Here is a 26,999-nt window from a genome sequence, read left to right as displayed (position 1 = left end):
CACCAGCCCGGCCCGCTCCCCCAGCCGCGAGGTCACCACGTCCAGATGAGCGGTGGAACGCGGCAGGGCACGCTGGTACAGCAACTCCCGTACGCCGGTGAGGAAGGGGGTTCCGGCCAGATCTCCGGCGATCATCAGCACCCCGGGATTGAGGAGTGTCACGACGGTCGCCAGCACGTCCCCGACCTGTCGGCCGGCCTCCCGTGCCAGCGCGGCCGCCCCCGGGTGCCCGGACGCCAGCAGATCCCGCACATCCGAGCCGGAGGCCGCGGGCACCCCCTCCTCGGCCAGCCGCCGGGCCACGGCACCACCGCTGGCGACGGCGGCCAGGCAGCCGTACGAACCGCACCGGCACAGCGCGTCGGCGTCCACCCGGATGTGCCCGAGGTCGCCCGCGCCGCCGTCGATGCCCCGGTACACCGAACCGTCGACCACGACGCCCGCACCGATACCGGTGGACACCTTGACCAGCACGAACGCCGAGCAGTCGGGGTATCCGGTGCGCTGTTCGCCGTACGCCATGAGGTTGGCGTCGTTGTCGACGAGGACCGGCACCGGCCCGACCCCCGTGTGCTCGCTGAAGGCTCTGGCGAGGCGGCCGCGTATGTCGTAGCGGTCCCAGCCCGGCATGATCGGCGGCTGGACGACCCGGCCGGTCTCCCTGTCCACCGGCCCCGGCACCGCGAGCCCGATGCCGCCCACCTCGTCGGCCCGGCGCCCGGCCTTCTCCAGCAACTCGGCGAACCAGCGCCCGAGCTCGCCCAGCACCGCGTCCGGCCCGTCCTCGATGACCAGCGTGCCGCCGTGCTCAGCGAGGATCTCGCCGGTCAGGGACAGGACGGCGGCGCGCGCGTGCCGGGTGTCGAGGTCGGCGGCGAGGACGACCGCGTGGGCGTCGTCGAACTCCAGGGTGATGGAGGGGCGGCCGCCCAGCGGGGAGTCCACGGGACCACCCGCACCCTCGCGCAGCCAGCCGGCCCGGAAGAGGCGGTCGAGGCGCTGGCCGACGGTGGCCCTGGACAGCCCGGTGGCCTGTTGGAGGGCGCCGCGCGTGGTGGCGCGTCCACTGCGCACGAGTTCGAGCAGATCCCCGGCGCCGGCCTGACCGCCGCTCTTGGTCGTCCTGCCCGTACGTCCCGGCCGCCCAGTCATGCGCACCCCCTTGTGTTTCTCAACCATGCATTACATATTGAGTTTTGCGTGTTAAATAGACGTAACCCTACGGTAGCCATGACCGAACCGGTCAGCCGGACGTCTTTCGGGGAGCCCCGAGTGGATCGCACTGCCCAGCTCACAGCCCGTCGCGCCGAGCGTGACATTGCATACGATCCGCCCCCTGTGGCGGATGCGCTGCACGTCAGGGCCGCCCGGGTGCTGGAGGCCAACTGGACCGGCGCCTCGACGGTCCCCTCGCGCGGCCTGTACCCGCACCAGTGGTCCTGGGACTCGGCGTTCATCGCGATCGGCCTGCGGCACCTGTCGCCGCTGCGGGCGCAGACGGAGCTGGAGACGCTGCTCGACGCCCAGTGGGGTGACGGGCGTATCCCGCACATCGTCTTCAACCCCTCCGTACCGCTCGACGCCTACTTCCCGAGCCCCGACTTCTGGCGCTCCTCGACCGCGGGGCGCGCTGCGGGCGCCCCGCGCACCGTACAGACCTCCGGCATCGTGCAGCCACCGGTGCACGCGCTGGCGGCCTGGCTGGTGCACCGCGCCGACCCGGGTCTGTCCCGGGCGCGCGGCTTCCTCACCCGTATGTATCCCCGCCTGGCCGCCTGGCACCGCTATCTGCTGCACCGGCGCGACCTCGGCGGAGGCGGCCTCGCGTCCGTCGTACACCCCTGGGAACAGGGTATGGACAACAGCCCCTGCTGGGACGCCCCGCTGGCCCGCATCACGCCCGCCCCGGCCCGCTCCTTCCGCCGCGCCGACCTCGCCCACGGCGCCCCCGAGGACCGGCCGACCGATCTGGACTACGGGCGGTACGTGCGCCTGGCGACGGAGTACCGGGACGGCGGGTACGCCGACGGCGCCGGCGACTTCGCGGTCGAGGACCCGGCGTTCAACGCCCTGCTCATCGCCTCCGAGCTCGCGCTGGCCCGGATCGCACAGGAGCTGGGGGCGACGGGCACGGCCCGCATCGCGCGCGCCGAGCGGCTGACGGCGGCGCTGATCGAGCGGATGTGGGACCCGGCGGAGGGGATGTTCTTCTGCCGTGACGTGCGGAGCGACGGCGTGCGGAGCGACGGCGTGCGCAGCGACGGCGTGCGCAGCGATGGCGTGCGCAGCAACAGCGTGAGGGGCGACGGCGTACGCGGTGACGGGCCGGCCGGGGCGCTGATCCCCGAGCGCAGCGTCTCCGGCCTGATCCCCCTCCTCCTCCCCACCCTCCCGCCCGACATCGCCGCCACCCTGGTCCGCACGGCCTACGGCCCGCACTTCGGCCTCGGCGACACGACCCGCCTCGCCCCGTCGTACGACCTCCTCGGCGAGGCCTTCGACCCGCACCGCTACTGGCGCGGCCCGGCCTGGTTCAACACCGGCTGGCTGCTGGAGCGCGGCCTGCGCACGCACGGCGAGCGCGAGCGCGCCGACGCCGTGCGCGCGGCGGTGCTGGAGCTCGCCTGCGCCACCGACTTCGCCGAGTACGTCGACCCGTACACCGGCGAGGCCTGCGGAGCCACCGGCTTCGGCTGGACGGCCGCGCTCGCGCTCGACCTGCTGCACGACGAGCCCGCAGAGCCCGCAGAGCCCGCATGGGCCACGCGCCCGCACGACACCACGGAATTCGCAGTCAATGAGCTCAAGGGAGGGGACCGGGGATGACGGACCGGCATCATCTGCTCGTGTACGGGGGGACGTTCGCCGCCGTGGGCGACGGCGGGGACATCAGCGGCGTTCGGGGCGTCGGCTCCCCGGACGGGTTATTCGTACGCGACGCCCGGCACCTGAGCCGCTGGCAGCTCACCGTCGACGGGGCCGTGCCCGAGGCACTGAGCCCGGTCACCGACGGCGACACCACCCGCTGTGTCCTGGTCCCGCGCGGTGGCCGCAACGAGCCGCCCGCCTACACCCTCTTCCGTGAACAGGCGGTCGGCGACGGCTCGTTCATCGAGTCCCTGCGCGTGACCAGCAACCGCCCGGTGCCGACGACGATCCGCCTCGCGGTCACCGCGGACGCCGACTTCACCGACCAGTTCGAGCTGCGCTCCGACCACCGCACGTACGCCAAGATCGGCGCCACCCGTTCCCGCCAAGTCCTCGACCACGGCGTGGAGTTCACCTACCAGCGAGGTGAATGGCGCTCGATCACGACCGTGACGGCCGACCCCGCCCCCGACGCCGTCGAGGAGACGGGCACCGGCGCCCGCCGCCTGGTCTGGACCCTGGAGCTGGACCCGCACGGCACGGCAGAGCTGATCCTCCGGGTGATGGCCCGCCCGCACGGCGACAAACGCCCCCTGCGGGTACCCCGCTCCCCCGCCGCCCTGTCTTCCCAAGTCCTCTCCCTGGAGGGCGAGTTCGTGGAGGGCGTGGCCTTCCCCACCGGCTGGCCCGAGCTGGCCGCCGCCTGTGCCCGCGGCCTCGCCGACCTGGCCTCGCTCCAGGTCCCGGCGACGGGCCCCGACGGTGAGGAACTCCGCGTCCCAGCGGCCGGAGCCCCCTGGTTCCTGACCCTCCTGGGCCGAGACGCCCTCCTCACCTCCCTCTTCGCCCTCCCCTACCGCCCCCGACTGGCCGCAGCCACCCTCCCCGCGCTGGCCGCGACCCAGGCGACGGACACCGGCGTCGACGCGGTCTCCCAGCCCGGCAAGATCGTGCACGAGGTACGGCACGGCGAGCTGGCGCACTTCGGCCAGGTGCCGTACGGCCGCTACTACGGCTCGGTGGACGCGACGCCCCTGTTCCTGATCCTGCTGGGCGCGTACGTCGAGCACACAGCCGACACGACCCTGGCGCGCCGCCTCGAACCCCACGCCCGCGCGGCGATCGGCTGGATGCTCGACCACGGCGGCCTGACCTCCCGCGGCTACCTGGTCTACCGCGCCGACCAGGGCGGCCTCGCCAACCAGAACTGGAAGGACTCCCCCGGCGCCATCTGCTCGGCCGACGGCACCCGCCCCGCCGGGCCGGTGATGGCGGCTGGCGCCCAGGGCTACGCGTACGACGCCCTGCGCCGCACGGCGTGGCTGGCCCGCACGGTGTGGCGGGACGAGACCTACTCGGCGCTCCTGGAACAGGCGGCGGCCGACCTCCGCGACCGCTTCCAGCGGGACTTCTGGATGCCGGAGCACTCGTTCCCCGCCCTGGCGCTGGACGGCGAGGGACGCCAGGTGGACGCACTCGCCTCGGACGCGGGGCATCTGCTCTGGTCGGGCCTGCTGGACAAGGAGTACGGGGAGCTGGTGGGCCGCCGCCTCCTCGAACCCGACTTCTTCTCGGGCTGGGGCGTACGCACCCTGGCCTCCGGCCAGTCGGCCTACCACCCCCTCTCCTACCACCGGGGCTCGGTCTGGCCGCACGACAACGCCCTGATCACCCTGGGCCTGGCCCGCTACGGCCTGCACGACGAGGCCCGCACGGTGGCCCACGCCCTGGTCGACGCGGCGACGACAACCGGCCACCGCCTCCCGGAGGTCCTCGCCGGGTACGGCCGCGACACGCACGCGGAACCGGTGCCGTACCCGCACGCGTGCGTGCGCGAATCCCGTTCGGCGGCGGCCCCGTTGGCGCTGCTGACGGCGGTGGGAGGCGCGTAGCGGGGCGGCTGAGGGGTGGCTGCGGGGTGGCTGCGGGGCAGTTGGCCTGGCGTTTGCCGAGCGTTTGCCGAGTGCTGGGGCGGCGGGGCTGAACACGGGCTGAGGGCCGGCCGTACGGATGGACGGCGGGCCCCCAGCCTCCCCAGCGAGGCCCGCCGCACCACTCCACCAGGGGCCTCGCACGGAAGGACCTTCGGGTGCCTGTCTTCACGCGCCTACGTCAACTGCCCGGCAAGAACGACGACTTGACCGACGAGGCACCCGTCAGCGAGGCCGCCACGGAGACACCGCCGACCGACGATGCCGCACCCACAAGGGACGAAGGCGAAGGCGAAGGCGAAGGCGAAGGCGAAGGCGAAGGCGAAGGCGAAGGCGAAGGCGAAGGCGAAGCCGAGTCCGAGAAGCCAACAGCCCTCCGCACCTGGCGCACCACCTACCTCCCCTGGACCCTCACCGCCCTCGCCGCCGTCCTCATCTACGTCTGCCTGCAGATGCCGAACACCCTCGGTAACCTCAGAGCCAGGGAGTTCACCCGCCTCCCCGCGGAGGCGATCGTCGGCGCCGCCGTACTCCTCAGCCTCCCCCGCCGCCCCCGCGTGATCGTCGCGGCGATATCAGGCGCCACCCTGGGCGCCCTGACCGCCCTGAACATCCTCGACATGGGCTACAACGAGTTCCTGGGCCGGCACTTCAACATCATCCTGGACTGGGAACTCCTCGACGACGCCCAGTCGTACCTGAAGGACTCCCTCGGCGGCACGACCACCGTCCTCCTCACGATCGGCGTCATCCTCCTCGTCATCGCCCTGATCACCCTCGTGGCCCTGGCCACCGTCCGCACAGCCAACGTCCTGGCCCGCTACAAAACCCCCGCGTCCAAGGGCGCCCTGATGGCCGGCACCGTCTGGATCACCTGCACGGCGTTCGGGCTGCAGGTCGCCGGCGTACCGATCGCCGCGGACCACACCGCCGGTGTCATCAAGGTCCACGCACACCGGGCGATGGACACCCTCCGCGACGAGGCGGCGTTCGCGAAGGACGCGAAGTCCGACACGTTCGGCAACACACCACCCGACCAACTGCTACCCGACCTGCGCGGCAAGGACGTCCTGTTCACCTTCATCGAGAGCTACGGCCGCAGCGCACTGCAGGACCCGCAGATCGCCCCCGGCGTCACAAGCACCCTCGACACCAGCACCAAGGCCCTCGCGGAGGCCGGCTTCCACGCGAAAAGCGGCTGGCTGACGTCGGCGACGTACGGCGGCAGCAGCTGGCTGGGCCACTCCACCACCCTCTCCGGCCTGTGGATCGACAACCAGCAGCGCTACCGCACCGTCATGGCCAGCGACCACCTCAGCCTCACCAAGGCCTTCCAGAAGACGGGCGACTGGGACACGGTCGGCGTCATGCCCGGCGTACAGAAGGGCTGGCCGGAACAGCAGTACTACGGCCTCGACAAGGTCTACAACGCCTTCCAGCTCGGCTACAAGGGCCCGAAGTTCAGCTGGTCCACCATGCCCGACCAGTACGCCCTCGAAGCCTTCCAGCGCCAAGTCCACGGCAGGAAGCGCGACAAGCCCCTGATGGCGGAGATCATCCTGACCTCCAGCCACCAGCCCTGGGCACCGATCCCGAAGATGGTCGACTGGGAGGCCCTGGGCGACGGTTCGCTCTTCAAGCCCATCCAGAAGTCCGGCACCAAACCGGCGGACATCATCTCCGACTCCACCCGCTCCCAGCAGGAGTACGGCAAGTCGATCTCGTACTCCGTCACCAGCCTCACCCAATGGCTGGAGCGCTACGGCACCGACGACACCGTCCTGGTCTTCCTGGGCGACCACCAGCCGATATCCCGGGTCAGCGGCACCAATGCCAGCCGAGACGTCCCGATCTCGATCGTCGCCAAGGACCCGAAGGTCCTGGACAAAATCACCGACTGGAACTGGACGGACGGCCTCCAGCCCGCCGCCAAGGCCCCCGTCTGGAAGATGAGCTCGTTCCGCGACCGCTTCCTGACGGCGTACGGCTCGACGCCGCACGCGAAGAAGGACTGACCTTCGCCACGGCGGCTCAGCCCCCGGAGGCTCAGCCCCCGGAGGTGTCCAGCTCCGCGTCCTCACTCACGCCCGCGCAGTCGTACGGGTCCTTCAGCCAGCCGTCCGGCAGCACCACCCGGTTGTTGCCGGACGTACGGCCGCGGGGCCCGTCGGCGCCGGTCGGCCACGGCTGGTCGAGGTCCAACTCGTCCAGCCCGCCCCGCAGTTCCTCCAGCGACGACGTGATCGCGAGCCGCTTGCGCATCTCGGACCCGACCGCGAAGCCCTTCAGGTACCAGGCGACATGCTTACGGAAGTCGATGACGCCGCGCGCCTCGTCCCCGATCCACTCCCCGAGCAGCGTGGCGTGCCGCACCATGACGTCGGCGACCTCCCGGAGCGCAGGCCGAGCGATGTCTTCCGCGCGCCCCTCGAACGCCGCGACCAGATCCGAGAACAACCACGGCCGCCCCAGGCACCCCCGCCCGACGACCACCCCGTCGCACCCGGTCTCCCGCACCATCCGCACGGCATCCTCGGCCGACCAGATGTCCCCGTTCCCGAGCACAGGAATCTCCGGTACATGCTCCTTGAGCCGCGCGATGGCATCCCAGTCCGCCGTACCGCCGTAGTGCTGCGCGGCCGTACGCCCATGCAGCGCGATCGCCGTCACGCCCTCCTCGACCGCGATCCGCCCGGCGTCGAGGTAGGTGATGTGGTCGTCGTCGATGCCCTTGCGCATCTTCATCGTGACCGGCAGGTCCCCCGCCCCGCTGACCGCCTCGCGCAGAATCGCGCGCAGCAGGTTCCGCTTGAACGGCAACGCAGACCCGCCACCCTTGCGCGTCACCTTCGGCACCGGGCACCCGAAGTTCAGGTCGATGTGATCGGCCAGCCCCTCCTCCGCGATCATGCGGACGGCTTTGCCGACGGTGGCCGGATCGACGCCGTACAGCTGGATCGAGCGCGGCTTCTCGGTCGCGTCGAAGTGGATCAGCTGCATGGTCTTCTCGTTGCGCTCGACCAGCGCCCTGGTCGTGATCATCTCGCTGACGAACAGCCCCTTGCCCCCACTGAACTCACGGCACAGCGTGCGGAAGGGCGCGTTCGTGATCCCGGCCATGGGGGCCAGGACGACGGGCGGCTGGACGGTGTGCGGCCCGATCCGCAGGGGCGAAACGGTGGGCGAAAGAACGGGCGAGACGGTCGTGGGCATTCACCCATTCTCACGTACCGGACGGGGTGCGGCGAAATTCGTTAGTTAGGCGTACTATTGAAGAATGCCGGAGCTCAGCCCCCGTCGCCGCCTGCTGGTCCTCGCGATCTGCTGCATGAGCCTGCTGATCGTGAGCCTCGACACCACGGCCCTCAACGTCTCCCTGCCCGCCATGCAGCGGGACCTCGGCGCGAGCACGTCGGGCCTGCAGTGGACGATCGACGCGTACACCCTCGTCCTCGCCTCGCTGCTGATGCTGGCCGGCTCCACGGCGGACAGAGTCGGCCGCAAGCGCGTCTTCACGGCGGGCCTCGTCCTCTTCACCATCGGCTCGGCCCTGTGCTCCGTCGCGCCGAACCTCGACTCGCTGATCGCCTTCCGGATGGTGCAGGCGGTGGGCGGTTCGATGCTCAACCCGGTCGCGATGTCGATCATCACCAACACCTTCACGGATCCGCGCGAGCGGGCGCGCGCGATCGGCGTGTGGGGTGCGGTGGTGGGCATATCGATGGCCGCCGGGCCACTGGTCGGCGGCCTGCTCGTGGACTCGGTGGGCTGGCGCGCGATCTTCTGGGTCAACCTGCCGGTGGGACTCGCCGCCCTCCTCCTCACCCTCCGCCACGTCCCCGAGTCCCGCGCCCCCAAGGCCCGCCGCCTCGACCCGGTGGGCCAGCTCCTGGTGATCGCACTGTTCGGCTCACTGACGTACGCGATCATCGAGGCGCCGAACACCGGGTTCCCGGCGGTGGCGCCGTTCGCTTCGGTGGCATTCGTGGCGCTGCTGAGCCTCCTCTGGTACGAGCCGCGCCGCGCCGAGCCCCTGATCGACCTGCGCTTCTTCCGCTCGGCGCCGTTCAGTGGGGCGACGGTGATCGCGATCAGCGCGTTCGCCGCGCTGGGCGGCTTCCTGTTCCTGTCGACGCTGTATCTGCAGAACGTGCGGGGGCTGGACGCCCTGGAAGCGGGGCTGTGGATGCTGCCGATGGCGGTGCCGATGTTCTTGTGTGCCCCGTTGTCGGGGCGGCTGGTGGGGAGTCGGGGGCCACGGGTCTCTCTGCTGATCGCCGGTTCCGCGATGACGGTCAGCGCGGTGCTGTTCGCGGTTTTCGAGGCCGAGACGTCGAACGTCACGATGTTCCTCGGGTACCTGGTGTTCGGTTTCGGCTTCGGGTTCGTGAACGCGCCGATCACGAACACGGCGGTGTCCGGGATGCCGCGAGCTCAGGCGGGCGTCGCGGCGGCGGTCGCTTCCACGAGCCGGCAGCTCGGGATGACGCTGGGCGTCGCTGTGGTGGGGGCGGTGCTGGCCTCGGGGGTGGGTTCCTCGTCGTACAAGGACGCGTTCGTCTCCGCCTCGGTGCCGGGGTGGTGGATCATCACCGGGTGTGGGGTTGCGGTGCTCCTGCTGGGTGCGGTGACGAGTGGGCGTTGGGCGCGGAGGACTGCTGAACGTACGGCTGAACGGCTGGGGACGGTAGAGATTCGCGAGGCGGTACGGACGTGAGGTCGGGTACGGAGGCCTTCGGCCCGGCGGCGGTCGCGTACGGCAACCCGTCTCGGCGCGGGCGGGGACAGCTCGATGTACCGCCACCGTTACCACGGCTTCAGACGATCGTGCTGCCCTACGGCAAGGACATCCGGGTCCGGCTCACGCCACAGCCCTGAGTCCGTGGACGTCCCTCAAGGGGCGCGGGAAACTGCGCGACCGCACATCTCCTCCGCAATGGACACGCTCATCACCCCCTACGGTCGACTGCAATCTCCCGCAGCCGCACCAACCGCTCCCGACTCACCTCATCCGCCGGGACATAGGTGACCATCCGCGGCCCCACCTCCGGGCTCAGCCACAGGTCGGTGTGGTCGACCACCACCCGCCCCACATGCCGGTTGAGGAACTCCTTCCGCTTGGTCCGGTGGGCCACCACCTCATGCCGGTCCCACGCCTCGCAGAACTCGGCTGATTCCGTGCGCAGCCGCTTGAGGAGCATCTTCCACACGGGCTCGCCGAGATGGCCGGCCATGGCGGCCCGGAAACGGGCGGCCATGAGGCGCTGGGTCTCCTCCAGGTGCACGATCGACGAGCGCCACTCGTCGTGCGTGTACGACAGGATCATGCAGTTGCGGTCCTCGGGCGGCACCGCTTGCAGGTCGCACAGCAGCAGCCCGTACGTGCGGTTGTAGGCGAGGATGTCGTAGCGGCTGTTCTGCAGGCAGGCCGGGTACGGCTCCAGTTGCTCCAGGACGGCCCGCATGGCGGGGGTCACCGACGGGCAGGCCGTCGCCGGTGTCGGATCCACCGCGCCGGCCAGCTGGAAGAGGTGCGCCCGCTCGCTGGGGTCCAGGAGGAGGGTGCGGGCCAGGGCGTCCAGGACCTGGACGGAGACCTGGATGTCACGGGCCTGCTCCAGCCAGGTGTACCAGGTGACGCCGACCGCGGAGAGCTGGGCGACCTCCTCGCGGCGCAGGCCGGGAGTGCGGCGCCGGCGGCCACGGGGCAGGCCGACCTGTTCCGGGGCGATGTGCTCGCGGCGGTGGCGCAGAAAGTCGGCGAGCTCGTGCCGGCGGACCGCCGCCGTGGCCGTGCCTTGCGAAGCCCCCCGTGGGGTCGCCTGCGGGGTCACCGTCTCCTGGGCCATGGTCGTCATGCCTCCAGCCTGCCGCCGTGCGAACCCTGTTTCCAGGTAGTGCTTGTACCAGGATAAGGAGACTCTGGTACCAGTCTCGGGGTGCGCGGAGTCTGGTCAGCGTGACCGAAACCATCGCATCCACACCGCAGGCCGCCCGGCCCGCCGCGCCACCCTCGCTCGGCGGCCTCGGGCTCTTCACGGTGCTGCTCGCCGCGGCACTCCCGCTCATCGACTTCTTCATCGTCAACGTCGCGCTGCCCACCATCGGCCACGACCTCGCCGCGAGCGAGGCCGTGCTCGAACTCGTCGTCGCAGGTTACGGGTTGGCGTACGCCGTCCTTCTCGTCCTCGGCGGACGGCTCGGTGACCTGTTCGGCCGGCGTCGGCTCTTCATCGGCGGCATGGCGGCCTTCGGGCTGACCTCGCTGGCGTGCGGGCTCGCACCCAGCGCGTGGGCGCTCGTCGCGGCGCGGGTCGCGCAGGGCGCGGCGTCGGCGGCGATGCTGCCGCAGGTGCTCGCGACGATCCAGGCGGCCACCAGCGGTCCCCGCCGCGCGAAGGCCATGGGGCTCTACGGCGCGACGGCCGGCCTGTCCATGGTGGCGGGCCAGATCCTGGGCGGGGTCCTCGTCGCCGCCGACATCGCGGGGACCGGCTGGCGTTCCGTCTTCCTCGTGAACGTCCCCGTCGTCCTCGTCGGCCTCTTCCTGGCCGCCCGCGCGGTCCCGGAGACCCGCTCCCAGCACCCGGAACCGATCGACGGACCCGGCACGGTCCTGCTGGCCGTCTCCCTCCTCGCGCTTCTGGCCCCGCTCACCGAGGGCCGGGCGGCGGGCTGGCCGCTGTGGACGTGGCTGTCGCTGGCGGCGTTCCCGTTCGTGGCGGCGGCGTTCTACGCGGTGGAGCGCAGGGCGGACCGGCAGGGCCGTACGCCGCTCGTGCCTCCGAGCCTGTTCGCGCTCACGTCTTTGCGGCGTGGTCTGGTGATGATCGTGCCGTTCTCGATCGGCTTCAGCGGATTCATGTTCGTGATCGCGGTGGCGTTGCAGCAGGGTGCGGGCCGGGGGCCGGTCGCGGCGGGGCTGGCGCTCGCTCCCATGGCGGTGGTGTTCTTCTTCGTCTCGCTGGCCGGGCCACGGCTGGTGGCCCGCTACGGCACCCGGGTCGTGACCGCCGGTGCGGCGATCCAGGCGATGGGCGTGGCCCTGATGGCGCTGGCCGCCTGGCGCTCCTGGCCGGACCTCGGCCTGGTCGAACTGCTCCCCGGGGCGGCGATCGCCGGCGCGGGCCAGGCCCTCCAACTCCCCGTCGTCTTCCGGATCGTCCTGTCCGAGGTGCCGTCGGCGCGGGCGGGCGTGGGCAGCGGGGTGATGATCACGACCCAGCAGTCGTCACTGGCGCTCGGAGTCGCCACCCTGGGCACACTCTTCCTCTCCCTCATCCCCACGGTGGGCATGCGGGACGCCCTGGTCACCACGCTCCTGGTCCAGCTGGCCGGAGTGGCGCTGACCGGGCTGCTCAGCCTGCGTCTGCCGCGCACGATCGGCTGACCGACTTGTGAGGGTGTGGCCACAGGTTGGTCAACTCGCCGGGGAGGAGTCCCTATTGATGTTGGTCTTGCTGCACACTCCTTGCTGCGCACGCCACTCAGGGCCGCGCACGCGGACTCGATGTCCTCGGACGCTGGAGGCGTCATGCTGGAGATCAACACGAGCAAGGTGAGCCGCTGGGACCACCACGGACGCGAGCACGTCGTACGGGTACAGCGCAAGGGCGCGCAGCGCACGATCAGATGTGACACCTGCGGTTGGCGCCAGGGCGCGCAGTTCCTGCCCTGGCTGAAAGCGGAGGAACATCTGGCGGAGGCGCACCAGGCGACGGTGGATCCGACGGAGGCGCAGTCGGACCGATGACGGCAGTCCGCCGATGACGCGCATCCGCCGGTACCGGCCCGAGGACCGAGAGGCCGTCGAGGACATCTGCGTCCGCACGGCACACGAGGGTGGCGACAGCCGTCCGCACCACAAAGACCCCGGTGTCTTCCCGACGACCTTCGCGATCCCGTACGTCGTGCTCGAACCGGACCTCGCCTTCGTCCTGGACGACGGTGCGGGCCGGGCGGTCGGCTACGTCCTCGGCGCCGCGGACACGCCACGCTTCGTCGAGGACTTCCGCACCGAGTGGCTCCCGCGGGCAGCCGAGCGCCACCCCGAGCCGTCCGGGCCCCCGAGCACCCCGGACGAGGCGCTGATCCGGCTCCTGCACCACCCGGAGCGCATGCTCGTCCCGGAGGTCGCCGCCTACCCGGCCCACCTGCGCCTGATGACCTGGTCGATCAGCTGGGACGGCTCAAAGAACTGGACGTTCGGCGACAACGTCAAGGCGCTCCAGGGCCGTTGACCGCCCCCGCGGACCGAACCCCGAGCACATCGAGCATCGCCCGTGTCGCCGGACTCGGATTGAACCGGCTCCACGCGAGCACCTCGATGCGGCGCGGCCCGTCCACCACCGGGACCAGCGCCAGCTCGGGGTCATCGGCCGCCAGTGGCCGGACGAAGGCCGACGGCAGCAACGCGACCCCCAGTCCGCGCACGGTCAGCCGGGTGATCAGCTCGACGACCCCGACCTCGTACGCCACGTCCCGCGCCAGCCCCGCCGCGGTGAACGCCTGGTCGGACTGGGCCCGGGCGGGGGTGCCGGGCATGAAGTCCACGAACGTCTCCCCCGCGATGTCCCGCAGGGTGACCCGGGATGCGCCCGCGAGCCGGTGCCCGGCCGGTACGACCAGTACATGCTCGTCGTGGTCGAGCACCAGGGTCTCCACCTCGGACGGCCGCTGGTCCTCGGGCAGACCGAGAAAGGCGATGTCCAGCTCACCGGCCCGGATCGCCGCCACCAAGTCGTCGCTGCGACCGGAGCGCAACATGACCCGGACCTCCGGGTGTTGGGCGCGATACCGCTGCAACAGCTCGGGGACGTCGACGGCGGCGGTGGTCACGATCACGCCGACGGCGAGCCGTCCCCGTACCACCCCGGCCGCCGCGGCGGCGTCGGCGGCGGCGCGGTCGGCGGCCGCCAGGCACTCGCGGGCCCGTACGACGAACGCCTCCCCGGCGCTGGTCAGCTCCACCCGCCGACTGGAGCGGGCGAACAGCCTGACCCCCAACTCCCGTTCCAGACCGGCGATCCGGTGGCTCAGCGACGACTGCACCACGGAACACCGCTCCGCCGCCCGCGTGAAGTTGCGGGTCTCGGCGACGGCGACGACGTACCGCATCTGCTGAAGGTCCATTCGCTGATCGTGCACATTCATCGCTGCCATGGCAATCATGCTTTGGAGTCATGGTGGGGTCCGCCCGAGACTGCTCGGCATGCAGACCTCGACCGGACGGTCACAGGGCCGCGCGCCACGGGCCTCGTACGCACGGCATGCGGCGACCGTCGCGCTGACCGCACTCGCTCCCGCCTCCTGGGGCACCACCTACGCCGTGACCACGGAGCTGCTCCCGCCCGGGCATCCGCTGTTCGCCGGCCTGATGCGCGCCCTGCCCGCCGGGCTGCTCGCGCTGGCGCTCACCCGCGTGCTGCCGCGCGGCGACTGGTGGTGGAAGGCCGCGATTCTCGGCACCCTCAACATCGGCGCCCTGTTCCCCCTGTTGTTCGTGGCGGCCGAACGGCTCCCCGGCGGTGTCGCCGGGACCCTCAGCGCCGTCCAGCCGCTGCTGGTCGCCGGGTTGGCCATCGTGGTGCTGCACGACCGGCCGACGGCCTGGATCTGGACGTGGGGTGCGCTCGGTGTGGTCGGGGTCGGGCTCGTCGTGCTCGGGCCCGAGGCCCGGCTGGACGCGGTCGGCGTGCTCGCCGGTCTCGGCGGTACGGCGGGCATGGCGGTCGGCGTCGTCCTCACCAAGCGCTGGGGCCGCCCTGCGGGGATCGGTCCGCTGACCCTGGCCGGCTGGCAACTGACCGTCGGCGGGCTGGTGTTGCTGCCGGTCACCGTCGTTTTCGAGGGAGCGCCGCCGTCGGCCGACGCGGAGGCCGTGGCCGGTTATCTGTGGCTCGGCGGGATGGGCGGACTGATCTCGTTCACGCTGTGGTTCCGCGGGATCGGCAAGCTTCCGGTCGCCGCGTCCGCCCCGCTGGTGCTGCTGTCCCCGCTGGTCGCGACCGTCGTCGGCCTCGCGCTCGGCGAGATGCTGAACCCGCTCCAGGCCCTCGGTTTCGCCCTCGCCCTGGCCGCGCTGCTGGCCGTGCAGTTCAACGCCCCGAACCTGTCCCGCCCGTTCACGCGCGCCACATCCAAGAACCGCATACGAGAAGACCGGACCCAAGGAGAGCGGATCCCATGACGACAGGCCTGACGATCGCCGTGCTCGGCGCCACCGGCATGGTCGGCAGCCGAGTGATCACCGAGGCCGCCGCACGCGGACACCAGGTGCGCGCCCTGTCCCGGAAACCTGCGAGCGAGGACCCGGACGTGACGCCGTTCGCGGTCGACGCGAGCGACCCGGACGCCCTGGGCGAGGCCCTCAGAGCCTGTGCCGCCGACGCCGTGGTGGTCGCCGTGCGGACCGAACCGGTCGACCAGGACTTCCTCGTCGGTACGACCCGTGCGGTGCTGGACATCGCGGCCGAGGCGGGGATGCGCGTCCTCGTGGTCGGCGGCGCGGGCGTGCTGCGCAGTCCCGAGAACCGTGCGCTGCTGGTGGCCGACAACCCCGCGTACGTGCCCGCCGAGGTGACGGCCGTCGCCGCGGCCGGGGTCGCCCAGCTACGCGCCTGCGAGGCACACACCGGCAGCGACTGGGGCTACCTCGCCCCGCCCGCCCTGCTGGAGCCCGGAGAGCGGACCGGCCGCTACCGGCGCGGCACCGACACCCTGCTCACAGCCGCCGACGGCCACTCCTGGATCAGCGCCGAGGACCTGGCCGTCGCCGTGCTCGACGAGCTCGAGGCCCCGGGCGCCGACCGCCTGGTCACCGTCGTCCATCACGACTGACCGGCTACCGGGCGGTGAACGCCAGCTTCGCCCCGAGCGCCACGAACGACCCCGCGAAGCTCCGCCGCAGCCACGTCATCACCCGGGGCCGGGAGGTGACGTGGCTGCGGACGGAGGCCGCGAGCACGCCGTACGCCGCGAAGACCAGGAAGGTCGCCAGCATGAACACCCCGCTGAGCGCCAGCATGCGCGGCAGGGCGTTCGCCTCGCCCGGGTCCACGAACTGGGGCAGGAACGCGAAGAAGAAGATCGTCAGCTTCGGGTTGAGGATGTTGATCAGTACGCCCCGTACGATCACGCGTTTCGAGGAGAGCGGCGCGGCACCCTCGTCCACCGCGATGGTCTCCTTGTCCTTGAGTGTCGCCCACGCCATGTACAAGAGGTAGGCGACTCCGGCGTACTTGAGGATCTGGAAGGCCGTCGCGCTCGCGTGCAACAGCGCGGCGACCCCGGTGATGGTGGCCAGCATGTGCGGCACGATCCCGAGCGTGCACGCGAAGGCGGCGACAACGCTGGCGCGACGGCCGCGGGACAGCCCTGCCGCCAGGGTGTAGACGACACCGGTGCCGGGGGTGGCGACCACGACGAGGGTGGTCAGGAGGAACGCGATGCTCATGCGCGCCACCCTGTCGTCGCCGCGGCCCGGGATACAGGGCCAATCGCCTACCGCGCAACAGGACCAATGCGCAGCCGCCGCTCCGTTCGACACGGCTCACGTCCGCTCGGAGAATGGGAGGTGTCGGCGTGCGGTCACCCCGGCGGCGCCTGCCGTCGGCCGCGCGGTACCTCTGCGCCGCCCGAGGAGGCTGCCATGAGCGTCCGTATCGCCACCTTCAACATGGAGAACGTCTTCCGTCGGCCCACGGCCTTCCGCCTTTCGGACCCGGCGAAGCGCGAGGAAATCATCAGCGACTTCGCCAAGTTGGTCTCCCTCCTGGATCTGCCTGTGTATCAGCCCGGCGACAAGGAGGAGATCGCCCGGCTCATCGAGAAGCACCGGGCCTACGCCGTCGACCCGAAGAACCCGCCGCCGATCTACGTCAACCAGTCCCGCCCGGGCAAGGACTCCGGACTGTTCAAGACGACCGGGTCGGGCAACAAGACCCAGGTCGAGGTCACCGCCAAGGGCCGTGCCGCGTGGGCCGGTTGGGCCGAACTGGGGCAGGACGACCTCGACATGGACGTCGTGCGGAACACCGGCCGGGTCGTCTCGGAGGTCGACGCGGACATCCTGCTCGCCGTGGAGGTGGAGGACCGGCTGACTCTGGAGCGCTTCAACACGCAGGTCCTGGCCGGGGCGCTCGGCAGGCGGCCGTACCCCTACGCCCTGCTGATCGACGGCAACGACCCCCGGGGCATCGACATCGGGATCCTCAGCCGTCACCCGATCACGTCCGCCCGGACCCACCTCTTCGACACCGACCCGGAGCGCCCCGACAGGCGCCTCTTCAGCCGTGACTGCCCCGAGTACGAGATCGAGCTCGACGGAACACCCCTCGTGGTCCTCGGCAACCATCTCAAGAGCAAGTTCCGCGACGACCCGGAGCTGCGGCTCGCCCAGACGAAGCGGGTCGCGGAGATCTACCGGGCCGCCCTGGAGCGCACCTCGCACGTCGTGGTCGCCGGGGACCTCAACGACGTCCCGAACAGCGAAGCGGTCGCGGTGCTGCGGGACACCGATCTGCGCGACGTGATGGATCACCGCTCCTATCACGGAGATCCCGGCACCCACGGGGACTGCAACAGCGAGGACGACAAGCTCGACTACCTGATGCTCCCGCCGTCACTGTGGCCGGAGGTGCAGCACGTCGGCCTGGAGACCCGCGGAATCTTCGCGAAGAGCATCAAGTCCTTCGACACCGTGACATCGAAGACCAACGCAGCCTCCGACCACGCGGCGCTCTACGTCGACCTGGACCTGTAAACACGAGTTCCCCGCACCCCCTGAGGGGCGCGGGGCCCGGTCGATATGCGGCTCCGCCGCGTGGGCGCGACAAGCCAAGAACAACGCGCACCCGGCAGATCACACAAGCCAGGCAGACGCGAGCCCGCTCAAACGCCTAGCAGCCGACGAGCCGCCCGGCCAGGTACCCCTCGATCTGGTCCAGCGACACGCGTTCCTGCTTCATGGAGTCCCGCTCGCGCACCGTCACGGCGTTGTCCTCAAGCGTGTCGAAGTCAACGGTCACGCAGTACGGCGTACCGATCTCGTCCTGGCGACGGTAACGGCGACCGATGGCGCCGGCGTCGTCGAACTCGATGTTCCAGTTCTGACGCAGCGCCTGGGCGAGGCCCTTGGCCTTCGGGGACAGCTCGGGGTTGCGGGAGAGCGGGAGCACCGCGACCTTCACCGGGGCCAGGCGGTGGTCCAGCCGCAGCACCGTCCGCTTCTCCATCTTGCCCTTGGCGTTCGGCGCCTCGTCCTCGACATAGGCGTCGAGCAGGAACGCCAGCATCGCGCGGCCGACACCGGCCGCCGGCTCGATGACGTACGGCGTCCAGCGCTCGCCGGCCTCCTGGTCGAAGTAGGAGAGGTCCTGGCCGGAGGCCTTGCCGTGCGCGCCGAGGTCGTAGTCGGTGCGGTTGGCGACACCCTCCAGCTCGCCCCACTCGTTGCCGCCGAACTGGAAGCGGTACTCGATGTCAGCGGTGCGCTTGGAGTAGTGGGAGAGCTTCTCTTTCGGGTGCTCGTACCACCGCATGTTCTCCTCGCGCAGGCCCAGGCCGGTGTACCAGTTCCAGCGCTGCTCCATCCAGTACTCCTGCCACTTCTCGTCCTCGCCCGGCTTGACGAAGAACTCCATCTCCATCTGCTCGAACTCGCGGGTGCGGAAGATGAAGTTGCCGGGCGTGATCTCGTTGCGGAAGGACTTGCCCATCTGCGCGATGCCGAACGGCGGCTTGCGGCGCGAGGTGGTCTGCACCTGGGCGAAGTTGGTGAAGATGCCCTGGGCGGTCTCGGGGCGCAGGTACGCGATCGAGCCGCTGTCCTGGGTCGGGCCGAGATGGGTGGAGAGCAGACCCGAGAACTGCTTGGGCTCGGTGAACTGGCCCTTGTTGCCGCAGTTCGGGCAGTTGATGTCAGCGAGGCCGTTCTCCGGGAGGTGGCCCTTCTTGGCCTCGTAGGCCTCCTCCAGGTGGTCGGCGCGGAACCGCTTGTGGCAGGAGGTGCACTCGGTGAGCGGGTCCGTGAAAGTGGCGACGTGGCCGGAGGCGACCCAGACCTCGGGGGCAAGGATCACGGACGAGTCGATACCGACGACGTCCTCGCGCGACGTCACCATGTAACGCCACCACTGACGCTTCAGGTTCTCCTTGAGCTCGACACCCAGCGGTCCGTAGTCCCAGGCGGCGCGCTGGCCGCCGTAGATCTCACTGCAGGGGAATACGAAGCCACGGCGCTTGCTCAGGCTGACGATGGTGTCGATCTTGTCGGCGGCCACGGTGCTCTCTTCATTACGACGACGGGCGACGAAGCGAGGCGCTTCACAGCGAATGCTTCAGGGTACCGGCGGGGGCTCCCCCTCAACCAAATCGGTAGCGCTCTGTGGACGGCCGCTCACGCTTGTTGACAATGGTTTCCACTACGGCTGAAAATGACTGTCATGAACGTACGACGACAGCACATATCCGGGGTTGCCCTCGCGGCCGTCACCGCCCTCGGTCTCGGTACTCTCTCCGCCTGCTCCTCCGACAGCGCTGCCGCCGGCAACTCGGACAAGTTCGACGTCGTCGCGTCGTTCTACCCGATGGCCTTCCTCGCCGAGCAGATCGGCGGCGACCATGTGAAGGTCTCCAGCCTGACCGCGCCCGGCCAGGAGCCGCACGACCTCGAAGTCAGCGCCCAGCAGCGCGCGCAGATCGAGGAGTCCGACGCCGCCCTCTACCTCAAGAGCCTGCAGCCGGCCGTGGACGAGGCCGTCGAGCAGTCCGGCGTCAAGACCAAGATCGACGCCGCCTCGCTGACCAAGCTGGAGGACCACGGCAGCCTCGAGGACAGCCACGAGCACGAGGGCGAGAAGGCACACGCCGAGGAGGGGCACTCCGAAGAAGAAGAGGAGCACGCCCGCGACCCGCACATCTGGCTCGACCCGGTGAAGTACGCCGAGGTCGCCAAGGGCGTCGGCGCCGCCTTCGAGAAGGCGGACCCGGACCACGCGGCCGACTACAAGAAGAACACCGACGCGCTGGTCAAGAAGCTCGACGAGCTCAACACCCACTTCACGGACGGCCTGAAGGACACCAAGTCCAAGGTCTTCTTCACCAACCACGCCGCCTTCGGCTACCTCGCCGAGCGCTACGGCCTGACCCAGGAGGCCATCTCCGGACTCGACCCGGAGAGCGAGCCCAGCCCCGCCCGGATCAAGGAGCTCCAGGAGGAGGCCAAGGCCGACGGCGTCACCACGGTGTTCTACGAGACACTGGTGTCCGACAAGACCGCCAAGACCCTCGCCGCCGACGCGGGCCTGAAGACGGACGTCCTCGACCCGCTCGAGGGCATCACCGACAAGTCCAAGGGCGACGACTATCTCACGGTCATGGAGGCCAACCTCACGGCCCTGAAGACGGCTCTGGGAGCCAAGTGATCAACCTACGGAGGACGGCATGACCGAGCCCGTCATATCGCTGCGCGGCGTACACGCCGAGCTGGGCTCGCGCCCCGTCCTGCGCGGCATCGACCTCACCGTGCACCGCGGTGAGGTCGTCGCCCTGCTCGGCGCCAACGGCTCCGGCAAGTCGACCGCCGTGCGCAGCGTCATCGGCCAGGTACCGGTCGCCGCCGGCGAGATCGAGCTGTTCGGCACCGCGCGGGCACGGTTTCGCAACTGGGCGCGCGTGGGATACGTCCCGCAGCGCACGACCGCTGCGGGCGGCGTCCCGGCCACGATCACCGAGGTCGTCTCCTCGGGCCGCCTGTCCCGCACCCGCTTCGGCCTCCTGCGCAAGGCCGACCACGCGGCCGTACGACGCGCCCTGGAGCTGGTCGGGATGGCCGACCGCGCCAAGGACTCCGTGAACGCCCTCTCCGGCGGCCAGCACCAGCGCGTGCTGATAGCCCGTGCCCTGGCCTCCGAACCCGAACTGCTGATCATGGACGAGCCGATGGCGGGCGTCGACCTGGCCAGCCAGGAGGTCCTGGCCCGCACGCTCAGGGAACAGGTCGCGGCCGGTACGACGGTCCTGCTGGTCCTGCACGAACTGGGCCCCCTGGAGCCCCTGATCGACCGGGCGGTGGTGCTCCGCGACGGCTGCGTCCTGCACGACGGCCCGCCCCCGAAGGCGGTCGGCCAGCACGCGCTGCCCGGCCACGACCACGTCCACCCGCACGCGGCTCACGACGCCGAACCGATCCGGACGGGACTGCTGAGCTGATGGAGATCCTGAACTACGCCTTCATGCAGCGGGCCCTGCTCGCCGCCGTCCTGGTCGGCATCACGGCCCCCGCGATCGGCATCTACCTGGTCCAGCGCCGCCAGGCCCTGATGGGCGACGGAATCGGCCATGTCGCGATGACGGGCGTCGGTCTCGGCTTCCTCCTCTCCTGGTCCCCGGTGTGGATGGCGACGATCGTCTCGATCGTCGGCGCGGTCCTCATGGAACTGATCCGCTGGTACGGCAGAACGCGCGGCGACATCGCCCTCGCGATGCTCTTCTACGGCGGTATGGCCGGCGGCGTGATGTTCATCAACCTCGCGCCGACGGGCTCGAACGCGAACCTGACGTCGTACCTCTTCGGGTCGCTGTCGACGGTGAGCGAGTCCGACGTGACGGCGATCATCCTGCTCGCCGCCTTCGTGGTCTTGGTCACCCTCGGCCTGCGCCGCCAGCTGTTCGCGGTGAGCCAGGACGAGGAGTTCGCAAGGGTCACCGGTCTTCCCGTCCGCGCCCTGAACCTGCTGACGGCGATCACGGCGGCGGTGACGGTGACGGTCGCGATGCGGGTGGTCGGCCTGCTCCTGGTCAGCGCGCTGATGGTGGTGCCGGTCGCGGCGGCCCAGCAGCTGAGCCGCAGCTTCGCGGCGACGTTCGCGATCGCCGTCGCCATCGGCGTCACGGTGACGATCGGCGGCACGGTGACCTCGTACTACCAGGACGTGCCGCCCGGCGCGACGATCGTGCTGCTGACCATCGGCACGTTCATCGCGCTGACGGCACTGGCGACCCCGCTGGCCCGCCGCAGGGCCCGCGCTCTGGCCGCGGCGCTGCCCTCGGGCGACCCTGCGGAATGCGCGATTCCGGCCAGCAGGGGGACCGACGGCAAAGTCGGCGTCTGACCGCCGCCTGTGCGGGCTGGCACAATGGCCCGGCAAGGCGCAGACGTGAGGAGGCAAACCGGTGACGACCGCTGGACCGCCCGTAAAGGGCCGCGCGACTCGGCAGCGGGCCGCCGTGGCGGCGGCCCTCGACGAGGTCGACGAGTTCCGCAGCGCGCAGGAACTCCACGACATGCTCAAGCACAAGGGCGACTCGGTCGGGCTCACCACGGTCTACCGCACCCTGCAGTCCCTGGCCGACGCCGGCGAGGTCGACGTCCTGCGCACGTCCGACGGCGAGTCGGTGTACCGCCGCTGCTCGACCGGCGAACACCACCACCACCTGGTCTGCCGCGTCTGCGGCAAGGCCGTCGAGGTCGAGGGACCGGCGGTGGAGAAGTGGGCGGACGCGATCGCAGCCGAGCACGGCTATGTGAACGTGGCGCACACGGTGGAGATCTTCGGTACGTGTGCGGAGTGCGCGGCGGGTTGAGCCGTTGAACGGTGCGGGTCGGTGGGGGTGACCGTCCCCCTGGGGGCTGCCGCCCCCAGACGGGCCGAGACAGGCGATCCGGCGACTACACGCGGGGCAGGTGACGAGCCAGCAGCGTCCGCATCCGGTCGACGTCGGCCGGATCAGCGGCGCCCTTGGGGAAAACCCCCACCAGCAGGATGCTCGGGTCCCTGCTCAGCATGACCAGGTGGTCGCGGGTCTCCCGGTAACCCCGGAACGCGGACCAGCGCAGGGTCGTCGTCACGTGATCGGTGACGGTCGTGATCCCCGTCTCATCGGCAGTCGAGCGGTACTCGCCCTGCCAGGAGACGGTCCGGAACGCTTGGTTGGCCTGAAGACGGGGCGTGCCCCAGATCATGACCGAGCACAGCAGGCAGAGCGCGACGAACACCGCGGCGTCCGGCCCGGCGGCGGCGACAAACAGGCCCAGTCCCGCGAACAGCACCGTGAGCGCCCACCGCAGCACCGTCAGCCTGCGAATGCGGTCGCGTACCTGGATGGCCCGGAGGAAGTCGGTGCGTGTCGGCCGGAAGGCCAGCTCGACGGCGCCCGCGTCCTCGATGATGTCCCGCCCCTGATGATCCATGGGCGGAACCCTAGCGTTCGATTCCGCCGCCGGACGCCCCGCGCGCTCTCTCCCCCCCGATCAGGCCTCGTCCTGCTTGCCCTCCATGGCCAGCAGCTCCTCGTTCGGGATCGCCCCGCCGAACCGCCGGTCGCGGGAGGCGAACTCCACGCACGCCCGCCATAGGTCGCGCCGATCGAAGTCCGGCCACAGCACGTCCTGGAAGACCATCTCGGCGTAAGCGCTCTGCCAGAGAAGGTAGTTGGAGGTGCGCTGCTCACCGCTCGGGCGCAGGAAGAGATCCACGTCCGGCATGTCCGGGTAGTACATGTACTTCGCGAAGGTCTTCTCGTTGACCTTCGACGGATCCAGCCGCCCGGCCTTCACATCCGCGGCAAGAGCCTGCGCGGCGTCCGCGATCTCGGCCCGCCCGCCGTAGTTCATGCAGAAGTACAGCGTCAGCCTGTCGTTGCCCTTGGTCTGCTCCTGGGCGATCTGGAGCTCCTTGGCGACCGACTTCCACAGCTTGGGCATCCGCCCGACCCACCGCACCCGGATCCCCAACTCGTCGAGCTGGTCGCGGGTCTTGCGGATGAAGTCGCGGTTGAAGTTCATCAGGAAGCGCACCTCGTCCGGCGAGCGCTTCCAGTTCTCGGTGGAGAAGGCGTACAGGGAGATCGCCCCCACGCCCATCTCGACCGCGCCCTGGAGGACGTCCAGCACCCGCTCGGCGCCGACCTTGTGCCCCTCGGTGCGCGGCAGCCCGCGCTCCTTCGCCCAGCGGCCGTTCCCGTCCATGACGATCGCCACATGGTTGGGGACCAGCTCACCGGGGAGCTTCGGCGCGCGGGCACCGGACGGATGCGGCTCCGGCGTCTTGTACTCGCGGCGCCGGCGCCCCAGGAACCCACTCACGGCCATGTGCTTCTCGTCTCCCTTGCTTCTACTTCTCGACGTACCGAAGTGAGCGCAGCCCGCGCTCCAGATGCCAGTGCAGATAAGCGGACACCAACCCGCTGCCCTCCCGGACGTACCGCGGCTCGCAGGCGTCCGCAGTCTCCCAGTCTCCCGTAAGCAGCGCGGCGAGCAGTTCCAGGGTCTGCGGCGACGGTACGACGCTACCGGGCACCCGGCAGTCGACACAGACCGAGCCTCCGGAGGCGACCGAGAAGAAGCGGTTCGGTCCCGGCATCCCGCACTTCGCACAGTCGCTGAAGCTCGGGGCGTACCCGTTGACGGCGAGCGACCGCAGCAGGAAGGCGTCGAGAACAAGATGCGGGGCGTGCTCGCCACGGGAGAGGGTGCGCAGGGCGCCGACGAGGAGCAGATACTGCTGCACGGCCGGCTCGCCCTCGTGATCGGTGAACCGTTCGGCGGTCTCCAGCATGGCCGTCCCGGCCGTGTAGCGCGCGTAGTCGGTGACGATCCCGCCGCCGTACGGCGCGATGGTCTCGCTCTGCGTGCACAGTGGCAGCCCGCGTCCGATCAGCTCACTCCCCCGTGCGAAGAACTGCACGTCGACGTGGGAGAAGGGTTCGAGACGCGCCCCGAACTTCGACTTGGTCCGCCGCACACCCCGGGCCACGGCCCGCACCCGCCCATGCCCACGAGTGAGCAGCGTGATGATCCGGTCCGCTTCGCCGAGTTTCTGGGTGCGCAGGACGACGCCGTCATCCCGGAACAAACTCATCGCACACCCCCGTCGCTCCCGGCGCGGCAGCACAGCATGATCCGGTCCGCCTCACCCGGCTTCTGGGTGCGCAGCACGATGCCGTCGTCGCGGAACAGACTCATGGGTTCATTCTCGCGTACCCGCGGGGTCAGCGGGTGCGGTCGGGGTGGCTGATGGTGTCCCAGGGGGCGAGGTTCCAGGGGCTGGCGCGGTTCGCCGGGTCCAGCAGGGACCGCAGATACTCGTCGGCGACCGCCTGCGGGGCGGGGAAACGGGCGTCTTCCGTGCCGCGCAGCCCGTCCCGCCACACCTGCCGACCGAGCAGATAGTGATCGGCGTACTCCCGCCACGAGCCGTACGTCCCCGCCACCGCCGGCACGATGTTCTTCAGCGCGGTCCAGGCGTCGGACTCGCCGATCAGCCCGCAGGCGAAGCCACGACGGGCGATGTCGACGTACAGGGCGGCGTCCCAGGCGAGCGGCGAGACGCCGGTGAGCCGGTACGCCCGGGCCCGGTAGCCACTGCGGGACAGGTCGTCGAGCCGGCCGACCAACTGCTCACGCGAGGTGATCTCCCACTGGTCGGCCAGCCAGCGCCGGGCGCTGTCGTCGTCGACCCGCGTGAACGGGTACAGGGTGGTGCGCGAGGCTCCGCGGTCCCGGCTCACCGGCGCGCTCAGCGACACCATCCACAGCTGGTGCACGGTGAGCGGCACGGGGTAGCGGCGGGACGCCTTCGGCCCTCTCTTCCTCCATCTCCACAAGCCCATGCCGCCGCACCCTATGCGCCGGTCCTTACGTCAAGGAACCTCACCCCTGCTGCGTGCGTTCGCGTACGCGGTCGCCGCGCGGAGCCGCTCGGCGGGGCTGGCCGTGCGGACGGACGCCGGCTCGGCGTCCCACTCCTTGCCGCCGCCGTACGGTCTGAGTTGGACGTACGGCCCCTCGTGCCCCATGACGATCCCGATTCTCCCTGTGCGTGTGTCGACGACGTACGCCCCGATCGGCGGCTTCAACGCAGCACCGCCGCGAGGCGCTGCGCGGTCTCGACGGAACACCGGCCCAATTCGACGAGCGGGCACGGGGCTTCACGCGCAAGACTCGCCGGGTCGATCCGGAGTGTCGGGAGCGTAATTCCTGCCTTCTCCAGCGCCGCCCGCAATTCCTTCACTGCTTCCTCCGCTTCTTCGACGCAGCGCGCCGAGTGTCGTGCCGTCACGTGACTCCCCTCCTATTTGGGTTTCACTCATTTCATCTCCATCCTGACCTGCGGCGCCTACACTCGGCAGGAGTCTGTGCCCTACAAGTGCCGGGAAGTGCAAGGGGGTTGGCCATGGCCAATGGTTCACGTCAGGCGGCCTGGGAGTTCTTCGGCGCGGAGCTGAAGCGGCGGCGGGAGGATGCCGGGATCACTCAGGTGGAGTTGGGGTCCCGGGTATTTGTCTCCGGGGGTTACATCGGCCAGTTCGAACAGGCAATTCGAAAGCCGCAATTGGATGTCGCCCAGCGGATTGATGAGGCCCTGCAAACCGACGGTATTTTCGAGCGGCTTTGGCGAAAGCTCATCAAGGAGCAGCCGTACACGGAGTACTTCGCGCATGCGGCTGAGCTTGAGCGGCTGGCGACGGAGATCTGCGACTGGGCGCCGACGGTGATTCCGGGGCTGCTCCAGACGCCGGAGTACGCGCGAGCGGTCTTCCTGGCCAGCAATCCGTTCGCCGCCGACGAGTACATCGAGGAGTTGCTCAGGGGGCGCATGGACCGGACGGAGATCCTCAAGGACACTACACGGCCCGTGTATTGGGCGGTCCTGCACGAGGCGGCCCTGCGCATCCCAGTCGGCAACCCGGCGGTCATGGCACGTCAGCTGGACCACATCGCGGTCCTGATGCAGGAGCGCAAGGTGATGGTCCAGGTGATGCCCTTCGCGGCTGGGGCGCACCCGGAGATGGGCAAGATGATGTGGCTCATGGAGTTCGAGGACGCCCCGCCAACTGTCTATACAGAGGGCGTGCTTTCGGGGAGTTTGCTGGACGATCCGGCGGTGGTGAAGCGGGCCCGGGCGTCTTACGATCTCCTCAGGGCCGCCGCTCTGTCCCCGGAGGCGTCCCTGGCCCTGATCGAGTCGGCAGCAGAGGACTACAGACGATGCGCGAGTACGACCTGAGCAACGCCCGCTGGCGCAAGAGCAGCTACAGCGGCGGTAGCGGCGGGGAGGCCTGCGTCGAGGTCGCCGACGGCATCCCCGGCACCGTCCCCGTCCGAGACACCAAACTCGCCCCGGACAGCCCCATACTCCTCATCCCCGCCCACGCCTGGACCGGCTTCCTCACGTCCCTGAAGTAACCCACGGCAGC

The 26,999-nt window shown here is 70.3% G+C and carries 28 protein-coding genes and 1 pseudogene; 16 read left to right on the top strand and 13 right to left on the bottom strand.

Translation table 11 applies throughout. The features are described from left to right. Window positions 1-1,152 (bottom strand): ROK family protein (locus tag ADL12_RS44695; RefSeq protein ID WP_208614751.1); only part of this gene is annotated, 1,152 nt, incomplete at its 3' end. A gap of 120 nt (window positions 1,153-1,272) precedes the next feature. On the opposite strand from ADL12_RS44695, the gene ADL12_RS44690 reads away from it, so the two are divergent. The 3 genes from ADL12_RS44690 to ADL12_RS44680 all read left to right on the top strand — a co-directional run bounded on the left by ADL12_RS44690 (window position 1,273) and on the right by ADL12_RS44680 (window position 6,814). Further along, the gene (locus tag ADL12_RS44690) at window positions 1,273-2,826 is read left to right on the top strand and encodes an MGH1-like glycoside hydrolase domain-containing protein (protein ID WP_062714336.1); all 1,554 of its coding nucleotides are present in this window, start codon (window positions 1,273-1,275) and stop codon (window positions 2,824-2,826) included. Further along, a complete protein-coding gene (locus tag ADL12_RS44685) occupies window positions 2,823-4,760 on the top strand; it encodes an amylo-alpha-1,6-glucosidase (RefSeq protein WP_062714334.1) in 1,938 nt (645 codons plus the stop codon). The genes ADL12_RS44690 and ADL12_RS44685 overlap by 4 nt, the downstream gene beginning before the upstream one ends. Window positions 4,761-4,957: 197 nt before the next feature. Further along, the gene (locus tag ADL12_RS44680; RefSeq protein WP_079052618.1) at window positions 4,958-6,814 is read left to right on the top strand and encodes an LTA synthase family protein; all 1,857 of its coding nucleotides are present in this window, start codon (window positions 4,958-4,960) and stop codon (window positions 6,812-6,814) included. A gap of 31 nt (window positions 6,815-6,845) precedes the next feature. Here the strand turns inward: ADL12_RS44680 and dusB are convergent, their stop codons facing one another. After that, window positions 6,846-8,012, bottom strand: coding sequence for a tRNA dihydrouridine synthase DusB (gene dusB, locus ADL12_RS44675; RefSeq protein WP_062714332.1), 1,167 nt, complete (start codon window positions 8,010-8,012; stop codon window positions 6,846-6,848). A gap of 64 nt (window positions 8,013-8,076) precedes the next feature. Here dusB and ADL12_RS44670 point away from each other — a divergent pair, with 64 nt between their 5' ends. Then, entirely contained in the window at window positions 8,077-9,516 is a 1,440-nt protein-coding gene (locus ADL12_RS44670; RefSeq protein WP_062714330.1) for an MFS transporter, read from the top strand. A gap of 232 nt (window positions 9,517-9,748) precedes the next feature. Here ADL12_RS44670 and ADL12_RS44665 read toward each other — a convergent pair whose 3' ends face one another. Beyond that, window positions 9,749-10,657, bottom strand: coding sequence for a helix-turn-helix transcriptional regulator (locus ADL12_RS44665; RefSeq protein ID WP_079052617.1), 909 nt, complete (start codon window positions 10,655-10,657; stop codon window positions 9,749-9,751). Between the two features lie 101 nt (window positions 10,658-10,758). On the opposite strand from ADL12_RS44665, the gene ADL12_RS44660 reads away from it, so the two are divergent. The 3 genes and pseudogenes from ADL12_RS44660 to ADL12_RS44650 form a co-directional block, all read left to right on the top strand. Then, entirely contained in the window at window positions 10,759-12,189 is a 1,431-nt protein-coding gene (locus ADL12_RS44660) for an MFS transporter (RefSeq protein WP_062714328.1), read from the top strand. A 144-nt stretch (window positions 12,190-12,333) separates the two neighbouring features. Then, a complete protein-coding gene (locus ADL12_RS44655; RefSeq protein ID WP_062714326.1) occupies window positions 12,334-12,552 on the top strand; it encodes a hypothetical protein in 219 nt (72 codons plus the stop codon). Window positions 12,553-12,565: 13 nt separating this feature from the next. Next, window positions 12,566-12,961, top strand: a pseudogene (locus tag ADL12_RS44650) (GNAT family N-acetyltransferase); the annotation flags it as partial. 55 nt (window positions 12,962-13,016) lie between these two features. Here ADL12_RS44650 and ADL12_RS44645 read toward each other — a convergent pair. Continuing rightward, window positions 13,017-13,931, bottom strand: coding sequence for a LysR family transcriptional regulator (locus ADL12_RS44645; protein ID WP_062714324.1), 915 nt, complete (start codon window positions 13,929-13,931; stop codon window positions 13,017-13,019). Between the two features lie 79 nt (window positions 13,932-14,010). On the opposite strand from ADL12_RS44645, the gene ADL12_RS44640 reads away from it, so the two are divergent. Both ADL12_RS44640 and ADL12_RS44635 read left to right on the top strand, forming a co-directional pair. Continuing rightward, window positions 14,011-14,988 (top strand): EamA family transporter, encoded by a 978-nt coding sequence (locus ADL12_RS44640; RefSeq protein ID WP_062714322.1) that lies wholly within the window; start codon window positions 14,011-14,013, stop codon window positions 14,986-14,988. Continuing rightward, window positions 14,985-15,638: an NAD(P)-dependent oxidoreductase gene (locus tag ADL12_RS44635; RefSeq protein ID WP_062714320.1), complete on the top strand. Its 654-nt coding sequence runs from the start codon at window positions 14,985-14,987 to the stop codon at window positions 15,636-15,638. The genes ADL12_RS44640 and ADL12_RS44635 overlap by 4 nt, the downstream gene beginning before the upstream one ends. A 4-nt stretch (window positions 15,639-15,642) precedes the next feature. On the opposite strand, the gene ADL12_RS44630 is transcribed toward ADL12_RS44635, so the two are convergent. Continuing rightward, window positions 15,643-16,254: a LysE family translocator gene (locus tag ADL12_RS44630; RefSeq protein ID WP_062714318.1), complete on the bottom strand. Its 612-nt coding sequence runs from the start codon at window positions 16,252-16,254 to the stop codon at window positions 15,643-15,645. 195 nt (window positions 16,255-16,449) lie between these two features. Between ADL12_RS44630 and ADL12_RS44625 the strand changes: the two genes are divergently transcribed. Further along, window positions 16,450-17,562: an endonuclease/exonuclease/phosphatase family protein gene (locus ADL12_RS44625; RefSeq protein ID WP_062714316.1), complete on the top strand. Its 1,113-nt coding sequence runs from the start codon at window positions 16,450-16,452 to the stop codon at window positions 17,560-17,562. A gap of 136 nt (window positions 17,563-17,698) precedes the next feature. Here the strand turns inward: ADL12_RS44625 and ADL12_RS44620 are convergent, their stop codons facing one another. Continuing rightward, window positions 17,699-19,081, bottom strand: coding sequence for a glycine--tRNA ligase (locus ADL12_RS44620; RefSeq protein ID WP_062714314.1), 1,383 nt, complete (start codon window positions 19,079-19,081; stop codon window positions 17,699-17,701). 162 nt (window positions 19,082-19,243) lie between these two features. On the opposite strand from ADL12_RS44620, the gene ADL12_RS44615 reads away from it, so the two are divergent. The 4 genes from ADL12_RS44615 (at window position 19,244) to ADL12_RS44600 (ending at window position 22,385) form a co-directional block, all read left to right on the top strand. Next, window positions 19,244-20,224: a metal ABC transporter solute-binding protein, Zn/Mn family gene (locus ADL12_RS44615; protein ID WP_062714312.1), complete on the top strand. Its 981-nt coding sequence runs from the start codon at window positions 19,244-19,246 to the stop codon at window positions 20,222-20,224. A gap of 19 nt (window positions 20,225-20,243) precedes the next feature. Further along, the gene (locus tag ADL12_RS44610; RefSeq protein WP_062714310.1) at window positions 20,244-21,011 is read left to right on the top strand and encodes a metal ABC transporter ATP-binding protein; all 768 of its coding nucleotides are present in this window, start codon (window positions 20,244-20,246) and stop codon (window positions 21,009-21,011) included. Next, window positions 21,011-21,913 (top strand): metal ABC transporter permease, encoded by a 903-nt coding sequence (locus tag ADL12_RS44605; protein ID WP_062714308.1) that lies wholly within the window; start codon window positions 21,011-21,013, stop codon window positions 21,911-21,913. Before ADL12_RS44610 ends, ADL12_RS44605 begins: the two co-directional genes overlap by 1 nt. Before the next feature lie 61 nt (window positions 21,914-21,974). Continuing rightward, entirely contained in the window at window positions 21,975-22,385 is a 411-nt protein-coding gene (locus ADL12_RS44600) for a Fur family transcriptional regulator (protein ID WP_062714306.1), read from the top strand. An 85-nt stretch (window positions 22,386-22,470) separates the two neighbouring features. Here ADL12_RS44600 and ADL12_RS44595 read toward each other — a convergent pair whose 3' ends face one another. The 7 genes from ADL12_RS44595 to ADL12_RS52010 are packed head-to-tail and all read right to left on the bottom strand — an operon-like array spanning window position 22,471 to window position 25,861. Then, window positions 22,471-22,992, bottom strand: a complete 522-nt coding sequence (locus ADL12_RS44595) for a YcxB family protein (RefSeq protein ID WP_062714304.1) — start codon at window positions 22,990-22,992, stop codon at window positions 22,471-22,473. A 60-nt stretch (window positions 22,993-23,052) separates the two neighbouring features. Continuing rightward, window positions 23,053-23,892: an isoprenyl transferase gene (locus tag ADL12_RS44590; protein ID WP_062714302.1), complete on the bottom strand. Its 840-nt coding sequence runs from the start codon at window positions 23,890-23,892 to the stop codon at window positions 23,053-23,055. A gap of 22 nt (window positions 23,893-23,914) precedes the next feature. Further along, a complete protein-coding gene (gene recO, locus ADL12_RS44585; protein WP_062714300.1) occupies window positions 23,915-24,661 on the bottom strand; it encodes a DNA repair protein RecO in 747 nt (248 codons plus the stop codon). Next, window positions 24,658-24,765 (bottom strand): recombination protein O N-terminal domain-containing protein, encoded by a 108-nt coding sequence (locus ADL12_RS55860; protein ID WP_208614750.1) that lies wholly within the window; start codon window positions 24,763-24,765, stop codon window positions 24,658-24,660. The genes recO and ADL12_RS55860 overlap by 4 nt, the downstream gene beginning before the upstream one ends. Window positions 24,766-24,791: 26 nt before the next feature. Beyond that, a complete protein-coding gene (locus tag ADL12_RS44580; RefSeq protein WP_062714298.1) occupies window positions 24,792-25,412 on the bottom strand; it encodes a DUF1266 domain-containing protein in 621 nt (206 codons plus the stop codon). 30 nt (window positions 25,413-25,442) lie between these two features. Beyond that, a complete protein-coding gene (locus ADL12_RS44575) occupies window positions 25,443-25,658 on the bottom strand; it encodes a hypothetical protein (protein WP_062714296.1) in 216 nt (71 codons plus the stop codon). Next, window positions 25,655-25,861, bottom strand: a complete 207-nt coding sequence (locus tag ADL12_RS52010; protein WP_079052616.1) for a hypothetical protein — start codon at window positions 25,859-25,861, stop codon at window positions 25,655-25,657. The genes ADL12_RS44575 and ADL12_RS52010 overlap by 4 nt, the downstream gene beginning before the upstream one ends. Window positions 25,862-25,975: 114 nt before the next feature. Between ADL12_RS52010 and ADL12_RS44570 the strand changes: the two genes are divergently transcribed. Together ADL12_RS44570 and ADL12_RS44565 are read left to right on the top strand one after the other, a co-directional pair. Then, complete coding sequence (locus tag ADL12_RS44570) at window positions 25,976-26,809, top strand: helix-turn-helix domain-containing protein (protein WP_062714294.1); 834 nt, start codon at window positions 25,976-25,978, stop codon at window positions 26,807-26,809. Then, window positions 26,791-26,988 carry a DUF397 domain-containing protein gene (locus ADL12_RS44565; protein ID WP_062714292.1) on the top strand — a complete coding sequence of 66 codons (198 nt, stop codon included), beginning with the start codon at window positions 26,791-26,793 and terminating at the stop codon, window positions 26,986-26,988. The genes ADL12_RS44570 and ADL12_RS44565 overlap by 19 nt, the downstream gene beginning before the upstream one ends. Window positions 26,989-26,999: the final 11 nt, after the last annotated feature.

Source organism: Streptomyces regalis, from assembly GCF_001509475.1.
Lineage (GTDB): Bacteria > Actinomycetota > Actinomycetes > Streptomycetales > Streptomycetaceae > Streptomyces > Streptomyces regalis.
This window is presented reverse-complemented; position numbering and strand designations above follow the sequence as displayed.

Excerpts from the sequence above, each read along its gene's own strand:
- ADL12_RS44595 (WP_062714304.1), bottom strand. The coding sequence starts at position 22,992 with ATGGATCATCAGGGGCGGGACATCATCGAGGACGCGGGCGCCGTCGAG.
- ADL12_RS44640 (WP_062714322.1), top strand. The coding sequence starts at position 14,011 with ATGCAGACCTCGACCGGACGGTCACAGGGCCGCGCGCCACGGGCCTCG.
- ADL12_RS44610 (WP_062714310.1), top strand. The coding sequence starts at position 20,244 with ATGACCGAGCCCGTCATATCGCTGCGCGGCGTACACGCCGAGCTGGGC.
- ADL12_RS44605 (WP_062714308.1), top strand. The coding sequence starts at position 21,011 with ATGGAGATCCTGAACTACGCCTTCATGCAGCGGGCCCTGCTCGCCGCC.
- ADL12_RS44625 (WP_062714316.1), top strand. The coding sequence starts at position 16,450 with ATGAGCGTCCGTATCGCCACCTTCAACATGGAGAACGTCTTCCGTCGG.
- ADL12_RS44645 (WP_062714324.1), bottom strand. The coding sequence starts at position 13,931 with ATGGACCTTCAGCAGATGCGGTACGTCGTCGCCGTCGCCGAGACCCGC.
- ADL12_RS44655 (WP_062714326.1), top strand. The coding sequence starts at position 12,334 with ATGCTGGAGATCAACACGAGCAAGGTGAGCCGCTGGGACCACCACGGA.
- ADL12_RS44685 (WP_062714334.1), top strand. The coding sequence starts at position 2,823 with ATGACGGACCGGCATCATCTGCTCGTGTACGGGGGGACGTTCGCCGCC.
- ADL12_RS44580 (WP_062714298.1), bottom strand. The coding sequence starts at position 25,412 with ATGGGCTTGTGGAGATGGAGGAAGAGAGGGCCGAAGGCGTCCCGCCGC.
- ADL12_RS44635 (WP_062714320.1), top strand. The coding sequence starts at position 14,985 with ATGACGACAGGCCTGACGATCGCCGTGCTCGGCGCCACCGGCATGGTC.
- dusB (WP_062714332.1), bottom strand. The coding sequence starts at position 8,012 with ATGCCCACGACCGTCTCGCCCGTTCTTTCGCCCACCGTTTCGCCCCTG.
- ADL12_RS44670 (WP_062714330.1), top strand. The coding sequence starts at position 8,077 with ATGCCGGAGCTCAGCCCCCGTCGCCGCCTGCTGGTCCTCGCGATCTGC.
- ADL12_RS55860 (WP_208614750.1), bottom strand. The coding sequence starts at position 24,765 with ATGAGTCTGTTCCGCGACGACGGCATCGTGCTGCGCACCCAGAAGCCG.
- ADL12_RS44570 (WP_062714294.1), top strand. The coding sequence starts at position 25,976 with ATGGCCAATGGTTCACGTCAGGCGGCCTGGGAGTTCTTCGGCGCGGAG.
- ADL12_RS44665 (WP_079052617.1), bottom strand. The coding sequence starts at position 10,657 with ATGACGACCATGGCCCAGGAGACGGTGACCCCGCAGGCGACCCCACGG.
- ADL12_RS44630 (WP_062714318.1), bottom strand. The coding sequence starts at position 16,254 with ATGAGCATCGCGTTCCTCCTGACCACCCTCGTCGTGGTCGCCACCCCC.
- ADL12_RS44565 (WP_062714292.1), top strand. The coding sequence starts at position 26,791 with ATGCGCGAGTACGACCTGAGCAACGCCCGCTGGCGCAAGAGCAGCTAC.
- ADL12_RS44590 (WP_062714302.1), bottom strand. The coding sequence starts at position 23,892 with ATGGCCGTGAGTGGGTTCCTGGGGCGCCGGCGCCGCGAGTACAAGACG.
- ADL12_RS44615 (WP_062714312.1), top strand. The coding sequence starts at position 19,244 with ATGAACGTACGACGACAGCACATATCCGGGGTTGCCCTCGCGGCCGTC.
- recO (WP_062714300.1), bottom strand. The coding sequence starts at position 24,661 with ATGAGTTTGTTCCGGGATGACGGCGTCGTCCTGCGCACCCAGAAACTC.